Source organism: Algiphilus aromaticivorans DG1253 (assembly GCF_000733765.1).
In the GTDB taxonomy this organism is placed as follows: Bacteria; Pseudomonadota; Gammaproteobacteria; order Nevskiales; family Nevskiaceae; genus Algiphilus; species Algiphilus aromaticivorans.
Window position 1 is genome coordinate 1,486,870 of record NZ_JPOG01000001.1, and the last position, 16,705, is coordinate 1,503,574.

At 66.4% G+C, this 16,705-nt stretch carries 17 protein-coding genes; 10 read left to right on the forward strand and 7 right to left on the reverse strand.

All coding sequences use genetic code 11. The features are described from left to right. From gspL to U743_RS06925, 8 genes are all read left to right on the forward strand, one after another. Nucleotides 1-1,218, forward strand: a complete 1,218-nt coding sequence (gene gspL / locus U743_RS06890; RefSeq protein ID WP_043766705.1) for a type II secretion system protein GspL — start codon at nucleotides 1-3, stop codon at nucleotides 1,216-1,218. Further along, on the forward strand, nucleotides 1,215-1,748 hold the full coding sequence (gspM, locus tag U743_RS06895; protein WP_043766708.1) for a type II secretion system protein GspM: 534 nt from the start codon (nucleotides 1,215-1,217) through the stop codon (nucleotides 1,746-1,748). The genes gspL and gspM overlap by 4 nt, the downstream gene beginning before the upstream one ends. After that, a complete protein-coding gene (gspN, locus tag U743_RS06900; protein WP_043766710.1) occupies nucleotides 1,745-2,506 on the forward strand; it encodes a type II secretion system protein N in 762 nt (253 codons plus the stop codon). Before gspM ends, gspN begins: the two co-directional genes overlap by 4 nt. Continuing rightward, nucleotides 2,503-2,967: an NUDIX hydrolase gene (locus U743_RS06905; RefSeq protein WP_043766713.1), complete on the forward strand. Its 465-nt coding sequence runs from the start codon at nucleotides 2,503-2,505 to the stop codon at nucleotides 2,965-2,967. Before gspN ends, U743_RS06905 begins: the two co-directional genes overlap by 4 nt. Beyond that, nucleotides 2,964-4,064 (forward strand): tRNA 2-thiouridine(34) synthase MnmA, encoded by a 1,101-nt coding sequence (gene mnmA, locus U743_RS06910; RefSeq protein ID WP_043766714.1) that lies wholly within the window; start codon nucleotides 2,964-2,966, stop codon nucleotides 4,062-4,064. The genes U743_RS06905 and mnmA overlap by 4 nt, the downstream gene beginning before the upstream one ends. A 149-nt stretch (nucleotides 4,065-4,213) precedes the next feature. Next, nucleotides 4,214-6,865 carry an aconitate hydratase AcnA gene (gene acnA, locus U743_RS06915; RefSeq protein ID WP_043766717.1) on the forward strand — a complete coding sequence of 884 codons (2,652 nt, stop codon included), beginning with the start codon at nucleotides 4,214-4,216 and terminating at the stop codon, nucleotides 6,863-6,865. Nucleotides 6,866-6,910: 45 nt separating this feature from the next. Further along, a complete protein-coding gene (locus tag U743_RS06920) occupies nucleotides 6,911-7,711 on the forward strand; it encodes an SDR family NAD(P)-dependent oxidoreductase (protein ID WP_043766720.1) in 801 nt (266 codons plus the stop codon). Further along, on the forward strand, nucleotides 7,708-8,475 hold the full coding sequence (locus U743_RS06925) for a ParA family protein (RefSeq protein WP_043766723.1): 768 nt from the start codon (nucleotides 7,708-7,710) through the stop codon (nucleotides 8,473-8,475). Before U743_RS06920 ends, U743_RS06925 begins: the two co-directional genes overlap by 4 nt. 3 nt (nucleotides 8,476-8,478) lie before the next feature. Here U743_RS06925 and U743_RS06930 read toward each other — a convergent pair whose 3' ends face one another. The 3 genes from U743_RS06930 to U743_RS06940 are packed head-to-tail and all read right to left on the reverse strand — an operon-like array spanning nucleotide 8,479 to nucleotide 9,838. Next, on the reverse strand, nucleotides 8,479-8,856 hold the full coding sequence (locus U743_RS06930; protein WP_043766726.1) for a MazG nucleotide pyrophosphohydrolase domain-containing protein: 378 nt from the start codon (nucleotides 8,854-8,856) through the stop codon (nucleotides 8,479-8,481). Continuing rightward, the gene (locus U743_RS06935; protein WP_052367631.1) at nucleotides 8,853-9,482 is read right to left on the reverse strand and encodes a CoA pyrophosphatase; all 630 of its coding nucleotides are present in this window, start codon (nucleotides 9,480-9,482) and stop codon (nucleotides 8,853-8,855) included. The genes U743_RS06930 and U743_RS06935 overlap by 4 nt, the downstream gene beginning before the upstream one ends. Continuing rightward, the gene (locus U743_RS06940; protein ID WP_043766728.1) at nucleotides 9,479-9,838 is read right to left on the reverse strand and encodes a hypothetical protein; all 360 of its coding nucleotides are present in this window, start codon (nucleotides 9,836-9,838) and stop codon (nucleotides 9,479-9,481) included. The genes U743_RS06935 and U743_RS06940 overlap by 4 nt, the downstream gene beginning before the upstream one ends. Before the next feature lie 141 nt (nucleotides 9,839-9,979). Here U743_RS06940 and U743_RS06945 point away from each other — a divergent pair, with 141 nt between their 5' ends. Together U743_RS06945 and U743_RS06950 are read left to right on the forward strand one after the other, a co-directional pair. Further along, nucleotides 9,980-10,621 (forward strand): class I SAM-dependent methyltransferase, encoded by a 642-nt coding sequence (locus tag U743_RS06945; protein WP_052367633.1) that lies wholly within the window; start codon nucleotides 9,980-9,982, stop codon nucleotides 10,619-10,621. Then, nucleotides 10,618-11,130 carry a SixA phosphatase family protein gene (locus U743_RS06950; protein ID WP_043766731.1) on the forward strand — a complete coding sequence of 171 codons (513 nt, stop codon included), beginning with the start codon at nucleotides 10,618-10,620 and terminating at the stop codon, nucleotides 11,128-11,130. Before U743_RS06945 ends, U743_RS06950 begins: the two co-directional genes overlap by 4 nt. Here U743_RS06950 and tsaB read toward each other — a convergent pair. The 4 genes from tsaB to mrcB are packed head-to-tail and all read right to left on the reverse strand — an operon-like array spanning nucleotide 11,127 to nucleotide 16,693. After that, nucleotides 11,127-11,846 carry a tRNA (adenosine(37)-N6)-threonylcarbamoyltransferase complex dimerization subunit type 1 TsaB gene (gene tsaB / locus U743_RS06955; protein WP_043766735.1) on the reverse strand — a complete coding sequence of 240 codons (720 nt, stop codon included), beginning with the start codon at nucleotides 11,844-11,846 and terminating at the stop codon, nucleotides 11,127-11,129. The two genes, U743_RS06950 and tsaB, sit on opposite strands and share 4 nt — an antisense overlap. Further along, nucleotides 11,843-13,840, reverse strand: a complete 1,998-nt coding sequence (locus U743_RS06960; RefSeq protein WP_052367635.1) for an ATP-dependent DNA helicase — start codon at nucleotides 13,838-13,840, stop codon at nucleotides 11,843-11,845. The genes tsaB and U743_RS06960 overlap by 4 nt, the downstream gene beginning before the upstream one ends. Then, nucleotides 13,833-14,414, reverse strand: coding sequence for a tetratricopeptide repeat protein (locus tag U743_RS18020; protein WP_052367637.1), 582 nt, complete (start codon nucleotides 14,412-14,414; stop codon nucleotides 13,833-13,835). Before U743_RS18020 ends, U743_RS06960 begins: the two co-directional genes overlap by 8 nt. Continuing rightward, nucleotides 14,414-16,693 carry a penicillin-binding protein 1B gene (gene mrcB, locus U743_RS06970; RefSeq protein ID WP_043766738.1) on the reverse strand — a complete coding sequence of 760 codons (2,280 nt, stop codon included), beginning with the start codon at nucleotides 16,691-16,693 and terminating at the stop codon, nucleotides 14,414-14,416. The genes U743_RS18020 and mrcB overlap by 1 nt, the downstream gene beginning before the upstream one ends. Nucleotides 16,694-16,705 lie beyond the last annotated feature (12 nt).

Genomic DNA, 16,705 nt, shown 5'->3' on the forward strand with positions numbered 1-16,705 from the left:
TTGCGCCCAACCCTCTACATCCATCTTCGCGACGCGGAAGCGAATCCGGAATTCGCCTATCGCATCGATGCCGCCGCAACCGGCAGCGTGCAGCACGCGTCGCTCGAGACAATCGCGGCGCGGGCGCCCGGTGCGCGAGTAATCGCGATCGTTCCCGCACACACCCTGCATTTCCTGGAGGTAGACCTCCCGGTACGCAGCCGGGCGCGCGCTTTGGCCGCGGCTCCTTTCGCCTGCGAGGATCGGTTGGCTGAGGACATTGAGCGGCTGCATTTCGCGCATCTCGGTCGCGGCGAGGACACTCGCCACTGTTTCGCAGTGGTCTCGCATCAGCGCATGCGCGCCTGGATGGCACGGCTGCGGGACGCCGGCATCAGTCCCGACGCACTCATCCCCGAAGTGCTCTGCCTGCCGGTTCCGGACGAGGGCGAATGGTGCGCGCTGGCAGAATCGGAAGGCGATCGCCTGCTCATTCGTCAGGCCACCCACGCCGGTATCGTCGCCAGCCCGTCGAATCTGCCCACCATACTCGCGCTTTCCGGTGCCACAGCGCCCCAGCGCATTCGCCTGTTGCAGCTGGACAGTAGTCCCGAGATCGGTGTCGACGCGGAAGTGGAGTTGCTGCGCCAGCCCGAGTTCGGCGCAACGCTGGACGTCATGGTCCGGAACCTGCCGGATCCCGATGCAAGCTCACTGCTGCAGGGGATCTATGCGCCGCAGAGCGGCGTCGCGCGCTATTTCCGCCCTTGGCGACGCGTCGCGGCAGTAGCTGCGCTAGCGCTCCTTCTCGCCCTGGCGCTGCGCATCACCGATACCGTCCGAATGAACGCGATGGCCGAAGCACAGAAGGCCGAGAACATAGAGGCCTTCCAACGTCAGTTCCCCGGCTACAGCGATCCGCAGCACGAGCAGCTCGCCCGCTTTCTGGGTGCCGAAGCGCGCGCGGCCGAGGGCGGCGACAGTCAGCCCCGCATGCTGCCCCTGCTCGAATCCTATGCGCGCGCTGTCTCGGCGGTGGAGGGTCTGCAACTGATGGGCATGCAGTGGCGCGATGATGCGTTGACGCTGAATCTGCGCGGCGAGTCGCTCGAGAATCTCGAGTCGTTGCGTGCCTGGTACCGGGAAGACAACCGCGTTGCCATGGAAGTGCAGAACGCCGACGCGGGTAGCGAGGGGGTGCGTATCCGCATTCGTCTGACCCGGAGCACCGCATCGTGACGCTAAGCGACTTCCCCGGCATCGACGCCCTGGGCGAGCGCTGGAACGCGCTCCGTCAGGCGTTCGATCAGCGCGAAGTGCGTGAGCAACGCATCTTGCTGATAGGCGCGATTGCGCTGACCGTGACCATCTTCTATCTGGCGGTGTGGGAACCGATCAGCATGGCGCGCGCCGAAGCGGCTCGCGAGCTGGCCGATGCGCGCGACATCGCTCAAAGAATCGAGGACATCGCTGCCGTGCGCCCGCAGCAGGGTTCTTCTCAAGGGCGTGGTGGCGCCAGCAACCGCTCCCTGCTTGCGCGTGTCGACCAGCTCGTACGCAGCAGCGCGCTGGACCAGACACCGGAACGCATGACACCGGATGGCGACGATGCCGTGCGCATATGGTTCGAGGAAACCCCTTTCGAAGGCCTGCTGCGCTGGCTCGCAGATCTTGAGCAGCGCAGCGACATGCGGCTGGATAGTGCCGATATCGAGCGCGATGGTGAAGGCACGGCGAGCGCGCGGCTTCAGGTGGAGCGCAGCTCATGATCCGACGCCGCTGGCTCATCATCGCCGGGCTTCTGGCCGCGCTGGTCACCGCGGTGCTGGGCGCGCCGGCACCCTATCTTTTCGCCTGGTTCGCGCCGACGGATCTTCCCGTGACCGTCTCGGGAATGGATGGCACGCTGCGCCAGGGCAGCATTCGCGCGGTCTCCCACCAAGGACGCGTGGTGGCGCGCGATGTCGAATGGGGCTGGCGCCCGAGTTCGCTGCTGCGCCTGGGAACGGGCTGGAATCTCCGCTTCGCCGGTCCCGTGACCGGTGAAGCGGCTCTCGACGTATCGGTGACCGGGCGCCTTTCGCTTTCCAAGCTCCGCGCGGCTGGTGATCTTCCCGGCCTGATGGCGGCAGGCGGCTTCGGTGGCTTGCCTCTGCAAGGACAGATGGCCGCGCGCATCGACACCTTCGCGATCGACGGTGAAGGCCGGCCCAGCAGCCTGCAGGGCCACAGCGAATTGCTGGGACTGAGCTGGGCTGTAGGCAGGGAGCCGCTGGTCATTGGCGATTTCCGTGCCGAGCTCGCAACCTCCGAAGACGGCACCCTCGTCGCCACGATCAGTGCACCGGAGAGGAGCCCCGTGGAAGCCATCGGCGAAGCGCGCCTGCAGCCCGATGGGGTGTATCAGGCGGACGTCCGCGTACGTGCCCGCGACAACGCCAGCGAGCAGGTCCGGAGCATTCTCGGCATCATCGGTCGGCCCGATGCGCAGGGCTATTACCGCCTGCGCCAGCGCGGACGGCTATGAGCGAGGTCGAGGCCACCGAGGCGCCGCATGTCACGGTCGCTACGCTGGTCGAGCGTGACGGCCGCTGGCTCTTCGTGGAGGAGCGCGTCAACGGCGAGCCGGTGCTCAACCAGCCCGCCGGGCACTGGGAGAACGGCGAGAGTCTGATCGATGCTGCCGTGCGCGAGACTCAAGAAGAAAGCGCCTGGCAGGTCACGCCGGAGGCACTGATAGGCATTTACAGCTATCGCCCACCCGCTCTGCCCTACACCTTCCTGCGCATCGCCTTCCTGGCCACACCGCTCGCTTTTGACGCCGAGCAGCCGCTGGACGACGGCATTCTGCGCGCGCTGTGGCTGAGCCCCGAGGAATGCCGCGCCGCCAACGCACGCCACCGCAGCCCAATGGTGCAGCTCTGCCTGGACGACGCGCTGGCCGGCCGGCGGCTACCGCTAGAGGCGTTGCAGCACCTGAAGCAATGAGCGCCGGGCACGTCGTCGTCGGACTCTCCGGCGGGGTCGATTCGGCCGTCAGCGCGCATCTGCTGCAGGAAGCCGGATACCGAGTATCGGGCGTCTTCATGGTCAACTGGACCGCCGACGAGGCCGGCTACTGCAACGCCGCAGAGGATTTCGCCGCCGCGCGCGCCGTCGCGGAGGAACTGGAAATCCCACTGGAGCGCGTCGATTTCTCCGAAACCTATTACGAGGAGGTTTTTCGCGACTTTCTCGCAGCCTACGCGCGCGGGCGCACGCCGAATCCGGACATCCTCTGCAACCGGGCGATCAAGTTCGCCCCCTTCCTGGCGCACGCCCGGCGCCTGGGAGCGGACTTCGTTGCCACCGGGCACTACGCACGTCTCGAGGAAGCCACCGACGGCCCGCGCCTTTACCGTGGAATCGATGACGACAAGGATCAGAGCTACTTCCTCGCTTCGGTCCAGCGCGAGGCTTTCGACGGTGTGCGCTTCCCGCTCGGCGAGCTGCACAAGACCGAGGTACGCGCCATCGCGCGCCAGCTCGGGCTGCCCAACCATCAGCGCAAGGACTCCACGGGCATCTGTTTCATCGGCGAGCGCCGCATGCGCGACTTCCTCGCCGCGTATCTGCCGGCTCGCCCAGGCGAGATCGTGGATCTAAATGGTCGCGTGCTTGGCGAGCATCCCGGCGTGGCCTTCTTCACGGTGGGCCAGCGCCGCGGTCTGGCGCTGGGCGGCGTCACCGGCGCACGCGAGGCGCCCTGGTACGTCGTCGATCGCGACATCGCAACCAATCGACTGATTGTCGACCAGGACCCCCAGCACCCGCGTCTGATGGCGCGGAGGATTGATCTGTTGACACCGCACTGGATCCGTCGCCCGGCAGGTGCCGGCTCCGACACGCCGCTAGCGCTGGATGTGCGCATCCGGCACCGCCAGCGCCTGCAGCGCGCGGAACTGCTTGTGGGCAACGATGGTGCGCAGCTGGAATTCGCCGAGCCACAGCGCGCGGCCGCTGCCGGGCAGTACGCCGTCTTCTACGGCGCGGACGGGGAATGCTACGGCTGCGCAGAGCTCGAGTCGGCCCATCCCCTCGGCTGAGCCCACGACTTTGGTCGCATGCGTGCCCTGCCGAGGCCCGCGCATTCCCGGTCGCCTCGCGCCAGCGCGTATAATCCCGGCCCGCGGCGCGCATGAGACCGCAAGCGCGTCACGACAAACAACTGAACCCAGAAATGAAGAGGCTCGCGATGACGGATAGCTTCAATGTCCGCGCCACGCTTGACGTCGGCTCGAAGCAGTACCAGTACTACAACCTGAAGGCGCTGGAGGACAAGTTCCGAGTCTCCCGCCTGCCCTTCTCCTACAAGGTGCTGCTGGAGAATCTGCTGCGCAAGGAAGACGGCGAATCCGTCACGGTCGAGGACATCGAGACTTTCGCCTCCGCCGACCTGCGCAAGCTGCCCGCCAAAGAGATCGCCTTCACACCGGCGCGCGTGCTGCTGCAGGATTTCACCGGCGTGCCCTGCGTGGTCGACCTGGCCGCCATGCGCGACGCCATGACCAAGCTCGGAGGCGACGCCAAGAAGATCAACCCGCTCTGCCCCTCGGAGCTGGTCATCGACCACTCGGTGATGGTCGACCACTACGGCGCAGCCGATTCCTTCGATCTGAACGCCAAGCTGGAGTTCAACCGCAACAAGGAACGCTACGCTTTCCTGCGCTGGGGCCAGAACGCCCTCGACAACTTCAAGGTCGTGCCCCCGGATACCGGCATCGTCCACCAGGTCAACATCGAGTACCTGTCGCGCGTGGTCTTTGACAACGACGGCGTGCTCTATCCGGACAGCTGCTTCGGCACCGACTCGCACACGACGATGGTCAACGGTCTTGGCGTACTCGGCTGGGGCGTCGGCGGCATCGAGGCGGAAGCCGCCATGCTTGGCCAGCCCTCAACCATGCTCATGCCGGAAGTCATCGGCGTGCGCCTGACCGGCGCGCTGCCCGAGGGCGCCACCGCCACCGACCTCGTGCTCACCGTTACCGAGATGCTGCGCAAGCGCGGCGTGGTCGAGAAGTTCGTCGAGTTCTTCGGCGATGGCCTCAGCGAGCTGACGCTGGCCGACCGCGCCACCATCGCCAATATGGCGCCGGAGTACGGTGCGACCTGCGGCATCTTCCCCATCGACGAAGAAACGCTGAAGTATCTGCGCCTCACCGGCCGCACCGAGGATCAGGTCGAGGTCGTCAAGGCCTACGCGCAGGCACAGGGCATGTGGCGCGAGAAGGGTGAACCCGAGGCCGAGTACAGCGATGTGCTGCACCTCGAGCTCGGCAGCATCCAGCCCTCGCTGGCCGGTCCGAAGCGCCCGCAGGATCGCGTGCTCCTCTCCGACGTGCAGGCCAACTATCAGCAGGCCTTCGAAGCCGATCAGGCCGGCCGTCCCACCAAGGGTTCGGCCAAGGTCAACTACAAGGATCAGGACTTCCAGCTGGATGACGGTGACGTCGTCATCGCCGCCATCACCTCCTGCACCAACACCTCCAACCCGGCCGTGCTCATCGGCGCCGGCCTGCTGGCGCGCAATGCCCGGGCCAAGGGCATCACCGTCAAGCCCTGGGTGAAGACCTCGCTGGCCCCCGGCTCCAAGGTCGTGACCGACTATCTGGAGAAGTCCGGGCTGCTCGAGGACCTTGAGGCGCTGGGCTTCTACGTCGTCGGCTACGGCTGCACGACCTGCATCGGCAACTCCGGCCCGCTGCCCGAGCCGATCGCTGAAGCCGTCACCGCCAACAACCTGTCGGTCGCCTCCGTGCTTTCCGGCAACCGCAACTTCGAGGGCCGCGTCCACCAGGACGTGCGCATGAACTATCTCGCCAGTCCGCCGCTGGTCGTGGCCTACGCACTGGCCGGCAGCGTCGACATCGACCTCAACAAGGATCCGATCGGCGAGAACACGGACGGTCAGCCGGTCTACCTCAAGGACATCTGGCCGAAGTCGCAGGAGATCCAGGATCTCATCGCCAGCTCGCTGAACGCCGAGATGTTCACGACCAGCTACGGCAAGGTCTTCGACGGCGACGACCGCTGGCGCGGGCTCGACGTGCCGACCGGGGACCGCTACGAATGGCGGGACGACTCCACCTACGTGCAGAACCCTCCCTACTTCGAGGGCATGACCAAGGAAGTTCCCGGCCTGCCGGCGATCAAGTCTGCACGTGTGCTGGCGCTGCTGGGCGATTCGGTGACCACCGACCACATCTCCCCCGCCGGCGCCATCAAGCAGGATTCCCCGGCCGGAAAGTACCTCATGGAGAACGGCGTCAAGCCTGCCGACTTCAACAGCTACGGCTCGCGTCGCGGTAACCACGAGGTCATGATGCGCGGTACCTTCGCCAACGTCCGCATCCGCAACAAGATGGTACCGGGCGTCGAGGGCGGCTACACCAAGCACATCCCGAGCGGTGAGCAGATGGCCATCTATGATGCCGCCATGAAGTACCAGGCCGAAGGCACGCAGCTGGTCGTCATCGCCGGCAAGGAATACGGCACCGGCTCGTCGCGTGACTGGGCGGCCAAAGGCACGAATCTGCTCGGCGCCAAGGCCGTCATCGCCGAGTCCTTCGAGCGCATCCACCGCTCGAATCTGGTCGGCATGGGCGTTGTTCCGCTGACCTTCAAGGACGGCCAGAACGCCGAGAATCTCGGCCTGGACGGCAGTGAGCAGATCGATATCGAAGGGCTCGAGCAGGGCGCGAAGGAAGTCACCGTCAAGGCGCACAAGGACAACGGGGAAACCGTCACCTTCACCGCCCGCGTTCGAATCGACACGCCGAAGGAGTGGGAATACAACCGCCACGGCGGCGTGCTCAACTACGTGCTGCGCGAACTCGCAGCCTGATCGTCGACGCCCCGGCCCTTGGCGGCCGGGGCCGGAGCGTCCTGTATGACCAGCAAGATTCTCGTCACCGGGGCATCCCGCGGCATCGGACTCGAAATCGCCAGCGTGCTGGCCGATCAGCAGCAGGCGCTGGCACTTTCGGCGCGTGGTGCCGAGGTTGAGCAGCGCGCCACCGAGCTCGCGAAGGTCAGCAAGGAGACGGTGGTAGGGCTGCGTGCCGATCTGGGGCGACCCGACGATGCCATCGCATTGGCGGATCGCGCTGCCGAGCAGCTCGGCAGCCTCGACAGCTTGGTACTCAATGCCGGTCTGGTGCGTACGTCCAGCCTGGCGGAGACGAGCAATGCCGATATCGCTGCGCTATTCGATGTCAATGTCACGGCAACCATGCTGCTGGTCAAAGCGGCCCTACCCTGGCTGCGCAAATCCCAGAATGCGCGCATCGTCGTGCTGGCTCCGCCACCTACCAGCAACAAGCGCTGGCTGGGCGCTTTCGCGCCCTACGCCGTTTCCAAGCTGTCGCTGTCGCTGGCGGTGGTCGGGCTCGCCGAGGAACTCAAGCGCTACGGTATCGCCGTCAACGGGCTGTGGCCGCACACGCTGATTCTCACCGATGCGATCACGCACGCTCACAATGTCCAGGCCGAGAACTGCCGCACGCCGCGCATCGTTGCTGATGCGGTAAGCGCGCTGCTGGCACTGCCGCCGCGCAGCGAGAACGGTCGCTTCTTCCTTGATGAGGAGATCCTGCGCAGTCGAGGCGTCAGCGACTTCAGCCACTATGCAGTCGAGCCCGGCAAACCGCTGGCCAGCGATACCTTCATTTCCCAGGAGCAGGCCTCATGATTCGCGCGGTCTTCAATCAGAAGGGCGGTGTCGGCAAGACCACCATCGTCTGCAATCTCGCAGCCGTCGCTGCGGCGCGCGGTCTGCGCACGCTGGTAGTCGATCTGGATATGCAGGCCAATGCCACGCGCTACCTGCTGGGCAGTGACAAGCCGGAATCGGGCATCGCCGACTTCTTCGCCAGCACGCTGAACTTCTCTCTGGGTAGCGCATCCTTCGAGAGCTACATCACCCCCAGCCCCTTCGAGCGGCTGGACGTGGTAGCCGCGAGCGATGAGCTCGAGCATCTGCAGAACAAGCTTGAGGCCAAGCAGAAGGTACAGAAGCTACGCCAGGCGCTACGCAAGCTGCGCGGCTACGACCAGATCTTCATCGATACCCCGCCGGCACTGAACTTCTACAGCCGCTCGGCGCTGATTGCCGCTGACGAGGTATTGATTCCCTTCGACTGCGACGACTTCGCGCGCCAGGCGCTGTACGCCCTGCTGGAGAATATTGCCGAGCTGCGCGAGGACCACAACGAGGATCTCGCTGTGGGCGGCGTGATCGTCAACCAGTTCCAAGCTCGCGCACGATTGCCCCAGCGCATGGTGGAGACCTTGAAAAGCGAGGGGCTGCCGGTGCTGGAGCCGCTTCTGGCCAGCTCGGTGATCGTGCGAGAGTCGCACGAAGCGGCGACCCCCCTGCCCTGGTACGCCCCGCGGCACCGCATGACCGAGGGCTTCGGCGAGCTGTTCAGCGCGCTCTCGCGCAAGAAGCGCTGAGGCTCAGCTTTCGCGATCCTTGGCGGCGCGCCAGCGCGCCTCCATGGCGTCGAGGCGCGCCGGATCGCCCACCGACGGCAACGCCCCCGCCCCCTGCATGACATAGGCGAAGCGGCTATCGAAGCGTTCGCACGCCCCTTCCAGCGCGCGCTCGGCATCCAGATCAAGCCGCTGAGCGAGGCGGGCGATGACGAAGAGCACATCGCCGAGTTCGTCGCTGCAGCGCCTGGCGCGTTGCGCTCCGGCGTCCTGCGCGGCTTCGGCCAGTTCCTCGACTTCCTCGCGCAGCTTGGCGAAGACGCCGTCGAGGTCGGGCCAGTCGAAGCCCTCAGCGGCGGCCGTGCTCTGCGTGCGCTGCGCGCGTTCCCAGCTCGGATTCATGATTTCAGCTTGTTGTGCAGGTTCCACAGCATGCCGGCGGTTGCGCCCCAGACGATACGGTCCTCATAGGCAATCTCGAAGAAAGGCACGCGCAGGCCGTCGCGAGTCACGATGCGGCGGCGAAAACTCTCAGGCAGCAACAGGTGCGACAGCGGGATCTCGAAAATCTCGGCCACCTCGTTCTCGTCTGCACGGAGATCCGGGGGGTCGCTTACTAGTCCCACTACCGGCGTAATCAGATAACGCGTCAAGGTCGGGTAGTCGTCGAGATGGCCGATGATCTCGACGCGGTCACGGGGCAAGGCGATCTCTTCTTCGGTTTCGCGCAGCGCCGTGATGATGAGCTGGTCGTCCTGCGGCTCGAACCGCCCGCCCGGGAAGCTCACCTGGCCGCGGTGTGCGCGCAGATGATCCGCACGCCGGGTAAAGAGCACGGTAAGCCCGCTTTCGCGCTGCAGCAGAGGCACGAGCACGGCCGCCCGCTTGAAGCCTGACAGACGCTTGGGCGTGACCAGCCGGTCGAGCCCCAATGGCAGCTCAAGCTCGCAGAGCGGCCGCACCACATCCGGCGGCAAGGCTTCAGGTGCCGGCCCCAGAGCACCGCGGATGGTCGCCGCGCCACTCACCCCTGCTGGCCACCCGAATTCTTCTCGCGAAGTCCGGCTTTCAACCGCGCTGCGTGATTGCGCGTCAACTCGTGGAAGCGTGGCCCGAGGCCGATATCCTCGAAAATGGGATCGCCCTGCTCGTCGCGCTCGACCACACGATCACCGCGACGATAAGGAAAGCCTCCTTCCAGCTCGTCGAGCGCCGCAGTCAGCAGGTCGCTCAGCAGCTGCCCCGTCGTCCGGCCCGGAAACATCTCGGCGAGCGCCTCCAGACGTGCCGCGTCGTAAATCGGCAATCGCGCACAGTATTTTTCGGCGGTGAGCGGATCGCTGGCTTCAGCCTGCCACCCGTCGAGCAATTCCCTGATCTTCATCGGTCCTCCGTGCATGACCGCAGCGATCTTGCCGCGGAACCCGCAAAGCCTAGCAAAAGCTCCTGAACGATCGGCGAGCGCAACCGCGTGACGGTGTTTGCCGGCTCTGGCGATGCCGGCTATCGTGGTCGGCCCAGGCCGATGCGCGAGCCCGACTTGCCGTCCTCCACGATTCGCGAAGCGCCATTGCTGGCAGCTGCCGACACCACATCATCCCATAGTGGTGCCGCCCTTGCGGAGTCGCTGTCACAGCGCTTGGCAGCCGGACGTCGTCAGCTCATCGCACGCGCGGTCGGCTTGCACCGACAACGCGATCTGCGCGTGCTCGACGCCACGGCAGGCTTCGGTCGCGATGCCATGCTGCTCGCTGCGCTGGGCGCCGAAGTCGATTGCTGCGAGCGGCATCCGGCCGTCTACGCAAAGCTCCGCGAGGCCATCGTGCTTCTTCCGGAAGATGTCGCCACGCGTATGCACTGTCATGCGGTCGATGCCCGCGTGCTCTTCGCCGATGCACGCTGGGATGTCATCTTTCTGGATCCGATGTACACGCCGACGAAAAAGCAGGCGCTACCGCGCGCGGCAGCCCAGGCGCTGCGCGAGTTGGTGGGAGAAGACACCGACGCCGATACGCTTCTGGCGCCGGCGCGCGCGGTCGCGCTGCGACGGGTGGTCGTCAAGCGCGCCCTGCGCGCACCACCGTTGGCAGGATCGCGCCCAATGCAGAGCCTGCGCGGCAACAGCATCCGCTTCGATCTCTACGCACCGACAGCCGCCGAATCATGACGCTCCAACTTTATCTCGTACGCCACGCCAAGGCCGGATTCGCCGATACCGGCATCGAGGATTTCGAGCGCGCGCTCACCGACCGCGGTCGGCGCGACGCGGTACGCATGGCGCGGGAGGCTGCTCGGATGACGACGCAGACACAACCGACGCTGCTCAGCTCGCCCGCGGTCCGCGCCATCACGACCGCCCGTCGCTTCGCAGAAGCGCTCGATGTGGCCCCTCGAGCGATCCGCATAGATGCACGGCTGTACGAAGCCAGCGCGGGTGACTGGATACAGGTGTTGGGCGAGCAGCTCGACGCAACTTCACCGCTGCTCGCCTTCGGTCACAATCCGGGCATCTCCGAACTCGCCGGCTGGCTCTGCGCCGATATTCGAAATGTCTCGCTGCCTACCGCCGGCCTTCTCGGTCTGGAGTTGGCCATTCCGGATTGGTCCGGGATCGACCGCGACTGCGCGCATAGACCGCTGCTGCGGGCTCCGAAGGACCTCGCGCCCGAAGCCTAGCCCGGCGTCTCGAGCCGCTCCCCGGCCGCGCGCTGCTCGCGTGTCAGCGCCACGCGATCACGCACATAGCGGGGTGACAGCCCGTCGGCGCGCATCTGCTCGCCGCGCGCCACTCGAGCCAGTGCGATATCCAGCATGGCGTCGGCTGTCGGCAGTGCTTGCGGCGCGAAAGCGGCCCAGCCGCGCTGCGCGAGCGGCTCGACGCCAGACAGCGCCAGGGCGTTGCCCACCAGCGCGATGCCTTGTGGCTCGATTGCCGCCAACTCGTCGATGCTGGCGGTGAGCCCGCGCTCGACGATGGCCTGCAGCGGCTCGGGCCACGCCGGCTCGCCGACGTATTCACCGGAGTAGACCGCCTGCATGCGCGCATCCAGCAGCACGCGTACGCGCTGCACACCATCCCGGCCGAGAAACGCTGCGGCAGTGCACTCAAGGCTGTCCACCGCTACGACGGGCCGGTCCAGGGCCCACGCCAAGGCGCGCGCGAAAGCCATACCGTTGCGCAGTCCGGCAAAGCTGCCCGGACCGACGCCGATCGCCACCACGTCGAGAGCGCTGGCAGCGAGCCCGGCCTCTGCCAGCAAGCGAGAAGTCAGCGTCGAGAGCGCGCCCCGTTCTTGCGGATCGGACTTGCTTTCGCTTCGCCAGCGCTGCTCTCCATCGACAAGGCCGAGCACCAGCCGCGGCGTCGCGGTGTCGACGGCCAGCAGCTTCATACCGGCGCTTCCATGACGAGGGAGCGAGCGTAGGCCTGCGCCCCGGCGCTATCGGCGCAGCGCGGCATCTCGGGCAACGCGGCCAGCACCTTGCGGCCGTAACGCGCACCCTGGATGCGCGGATCCCCGAGCACGAGCAGGCCGCGATCCGCTTCGCTGCGAATCAGTCGACCCACGCCCTGGCGCAGGCTGAGAATGGCTTGCGGCAGCTGGTAATCCATGAAGGCATTGCCGCCGCGCTTGGCGATGCCGGCGCGGCGGGCCTGCACCACCGGATCGTCCGGCGGCGCGAAGGGAAGCTTGTCGATGACGACGATGCGCAATGCCTGTCCCGGGACATCGACCCCTTCCCAGAAGCTGGCGGCGCCGATCAGCACCGCTTTCTCGCTGCACGCAAAGCCCTCAAGCAAGCGTGCGCGGTCGTCCTCGTTCTGCACGAAGAGCTGGAAGTCGCCTGCGCGTCGCAACAGCGCCGCGGCCTCGCGCACCGCCCGATGCGTGGTCATCAGCAGGAAAGCGCCACCCTCGGCGGCCTGCAGCACCGGCAGGACAGCATCGAGAAGCGCGCGGGTATGGTTGTGGTCGCCCGGTGGCGGCAGATTGTCGGGCAGCCACAGCTGCATCTGCCGCGCGTAGTCAAAGACCGGCGGCAGTACTTCCTCGTGCGCGGCTTCGTCGATGCCGAGCTGGCCGCGGAAGAGCGAGAAATCGCCGTCCACGGACAGCGTGGCCGATACGTAGATCCAGGCGCCGGGGTGGCCACCGGCAGCACGAGCATAGGCCGCGCTGACATCGGCCGGGCTGGCGCAGAAGGCGGCTCCCTGCCCCGCTGGCTCCATCCAGCGAATCAGTTCTTCGGCCTCGTCGCCGCTCCCCCCGTCCTCGACATCCGCCGCCTCCTCCACGCTTTCCGCCGGGCCATCCATCTGCATCAGCCGGGCCAGCAGCGTGGCCTGCTCCGTGGCGCGCTCACCCAGGCGCCGCCCTTCCTCATCGTCGGCAATCGGCCCCAGGTTCTCGCCCACCTCCCTGAGCGCGCTCTGCAAAGCCTTCAGGCTATCGGCCACGCCGAAGCCCTGGACGAAATCGGCCCACGGCACGCGGCCATCGCTTTCCCTGCAGCAAGATTCCAGGTCGCGCAGGGTCATGGCCAGCCTATCCAGGGCTTCGCCCAGGGCGGGATGCTCCGGCCCGGCCCACTGACGCAGTTCGCGCAGCAACTCGGCAATCTGTCGGGTCGACAGCCGTTCGCCGAAGGCCTGGGCAGCCAGCTCGGGGAGTTGGTGCGCCTCGTCGATGATGACGGCCTCGGCGCCGGGCAACAATTCGTTGAAGCCAGCCTCTCGGATGGCGAAATCGGCGAAGAGCAGGTGGTGGTTGACCACGACGATGTCGGCTTCCAGCGCGCGGCGGCGCGCGGCGAAGACGAAGCAGTTGTCGTAATCGGGGCAGCGTGTTCCCAGGCAATTGTCGGCCGTGGAGGTCACGCGCGGTCGCAGCGGGTCGTCGTCCGCCATGCGCCCGTAGTCGGAGAGTTCGCCGCTTTCGGAGGCTTCCATGAACTGCCGCAGCGACAGGATCGCTGCGGTGTCCGGGCCCGGCTGCTCGGCAGCCTGCTTCAGCCGATAACGGCAGAGGTAGTTGGCGCGCCCCTTGAGCAGCGCGGTCCGCACGGGCTGGTCGAGCACGCGCAGCAAACGCGGCAAGTCGCGGTGATAGAGCTGATCCTGCAGATTCTTGGTGCCGGTGCTGACAACGGCGCGCTTGCCGGACAGCAGTACCGGAAGCAGGTAGGCCATGGTCTTGCCCGTGCCGGTACCCGCCTCAAGCAGCAGGGAATCGCCGCCGTCCAGAGCCCCAGCGACGGCCGCGGCCATGCGGCGCTGCGCGTCGCGCTCGCGGAATGCGGGAAGTACGCGGGCAAGCGCCCCACCGGTCACCAGATAATGGTCAACCTCGGCAGCGAGCTTCTCGGCACCCAGGGCTTCAGCCACCGCCGCCCTGGCGCATGCGCGCCTGCTCAGCGCGTTCGTGGGCCACTGCAGCACCGCTCTGATCGCCGCTGCCGCGCCGTGAATCGGCGATGACGCGCCAATTGCGCGCCTCCAGATAGGGATTCCCGCGCGCAAAGCCATTGGCGCGCGCCGCAGTGTTCTCTGCTTGATCATAGTGATCAGCAGCCAGATGCTGCTCGGCTAGCGCCGTCCACACGAAGGCATTGCGTGGCTCGATGCGCAGCGCCCGTTCCAGCAACGCGATGGCCGACGCGTGATCGCCACCGGCAGCGCTCTGCCTCGCCTGACCATGCAAGCTGATGACCGCCGGCCCGCTGACTTCAGCGACGCCGCGCGGATAGTCTTTCTGCAGCGACTCCGGCTCGGAGGCTGGCGGCGTATAGGCCGCGGTGTCGATCCCGCCACCCTCCTGCGTACCGGTTTCCAGGTCGTCCGCTTCGGTGCTGCCCGAGGGCACATCGTCGTCAGGGCGCGAGGTCGGCTCGCGCTCGGGAAAGCTGGCGCAGCCGGCCAGCAACAGTGCCGCTGCCAGGAGCCCAGCGTATCGCTTCATTACCAGAGCCGCTGGAACCATTCGCGTATTCCTCCGGAATCCTTGCCGGCGCATGGCGCCTGCTCTTCGGGGGCAAAGCCCTTGATGAAGGGAATCACCACCACCTGCTCACATCCTTCGCCAGCCAGCAGCCCGCTCTCGCGATCGAGCTGCTGCTCTTGCACGCTGTCAGGCATATAGGGCTCGTAGCTGGCAATTCCAATGGCGTCCATGGTAGCCGACCAGATAGGCAGCGCCCCGCTGGCGCCGGTCAGTCCGCTTCCCGCGTTGTCGTCGCGTCCAACCCAAACCACGCCGACGCGATCGCTGCCGAAGCCGGCAAACCAACTATCGCGGAAATCATCCGTGGTGCCGGTCTTGCCCGCCACACGGGTCGTTGCCGGCAGCTGGCGGTAGACGCCCTGCCCGGTGCCGAAGAGCGTGACCCGCTCCAGTGCCCAGTTGGTCAGATAGGTCGGGCCCTCCTCGAGGCCGCGCTCGACGCGCATGCCATAACGCGTCAGAGGCTCGCCATCCGCGTCGGTGACCTCGCGGATGCTGGTCAGCGGATATCGGTAACCGCCACTGGCCAGCGTTGTGTACATCTGCGTGACCTGCAGCGGCGACAGCGATACCGCGCCTAGCGCCAGCGACGGCACCGCCAGTGGCGGCGTTTCCAGTCCGGCGCTGGCCATGGCGCGAGCCACCGCTTCGGGCCCGATGTCGATACCGAGTCGAGCAGTCGCCAGATTGTAGGAGCGCGCCAGCGCCTCGTAGAGCCGGACCTCACCGTGCTCAACATCGGCGTCGAAGTTGCGCGGCTCCCAGATGTCGCCATTGGGCAGCGGATGACTGATCGCGCGATCCTCGATCATGCTGTAGAGGTTGTAGCGCTCGGGCTGCGCAAGCGCGGCGTAGTAGACGAAAGGCTTGGCCAGCGAGCCAATGGGCCGGCGCGCGTCCAGCGCGCGGTTGAAGCCACGGTAGCCGGCTTCGCGCCCGCCGATCAACGCCTGGATCTCGCCGCTCTCGGTGCGCGCAACAACACCCGCGGCCTCCAGGCTGTCGGCGGCGATGCCTCGGCGCGACTCGATACTGGCCAGACCGTCGGCGACATTGCGCTCCAACTCGGCCTGCACGCGCGGGACCAGCGTCGTGAATACCCGCAGGCCTTCGCTCTGCAGATCGGCCTCCTTGTAATCGGCCTGAAGCTGACGGCGCACCTGCTCGATAAAGGCTGGATAGCGGACCGGGCCGCGATCGTCGCCACCGGAGCGAATTCCCAGCGGTTGCTCAAGCGCACGCTCGTAGGCTGCCTCGTCGATCAAGCCGTTGTCGTGGAAGACCTCCAGAACGAGATCGCGCCGCTGCCGCGCACGCTCGGGATGTCGCCGAGGATTGTAGTAGGAAGCCCCCTTGGCCAAAGCAACCAGAAGCGCTGTCTCCGCGGCGTTCAGCTCCGCCACCGGCTTGTTGAAGTAGAAGCTCGCCGCCAGGCCAAAGCCATGAATCGCGCGCGAGCCGTCCTGGCCAAGAAAGATCTCGTTGATGTAGGCCTCGAGGATCTCTTCCTTGTCGTAGTGCAGCTCCAGCAGTACCGCCATGATCGCTTCCTTGATCTTGCGCTGGAGATTCTGGTCCAGCGTCAGGAAGAAGTTGCGAACGAGCTGCTGCGTGATCGTGCTGCCGCCCTGCACTACCCTGCCAGCGCGGAGGTTGGCGAGCATCGCGCGCCCGATGCCCCGCAGCGAGACACCGAAGTGCTTGTGGAAGTGCCGGTCCTCGACCGCAATCATTCCTTCGGCGAGCAAATCGGGCACCTCCTCACGCTTGAGCAGCAGGCGATCCTCGGCGCGCGCGGCGTGGATACTGCCGATGGCCTGCGGATCGATGCGTACCAGCGCGTGGCTGCTAGCCACCCCCGGCTCGGAAATCTCGCGAATGCCGTTGCCGTCGAAGCGCACGAATAACCGGCGTGATGGCTCGCGTCCATCCCAGTACTCGAACTCGCGACTGATCAGATCGACAGCGCGGCGTGACTGGCTGTAGCTGCCGGGCCGCTTCGGCTGCTCGAGCTTGCGGTATCCCAGACGGTCCAGTTCGCGGGCGAGTGCCTCGGCGTCAATCGCCAGCCCTGGGTAGAGCTCCATTGGCGCAGCATAGACTTTGGACGGAACGGCCCAGCGCACACCCGCGAAACGCTCGCGAATCTCGCGATCCAGATGCAGCAGGTAGAAGCTGCCCGCGATGAGCCCCAGCGCGAGGCTGACCAACAGAAAAAGGCGCAATCGAGCAGGCAAGACGGCTCCGGG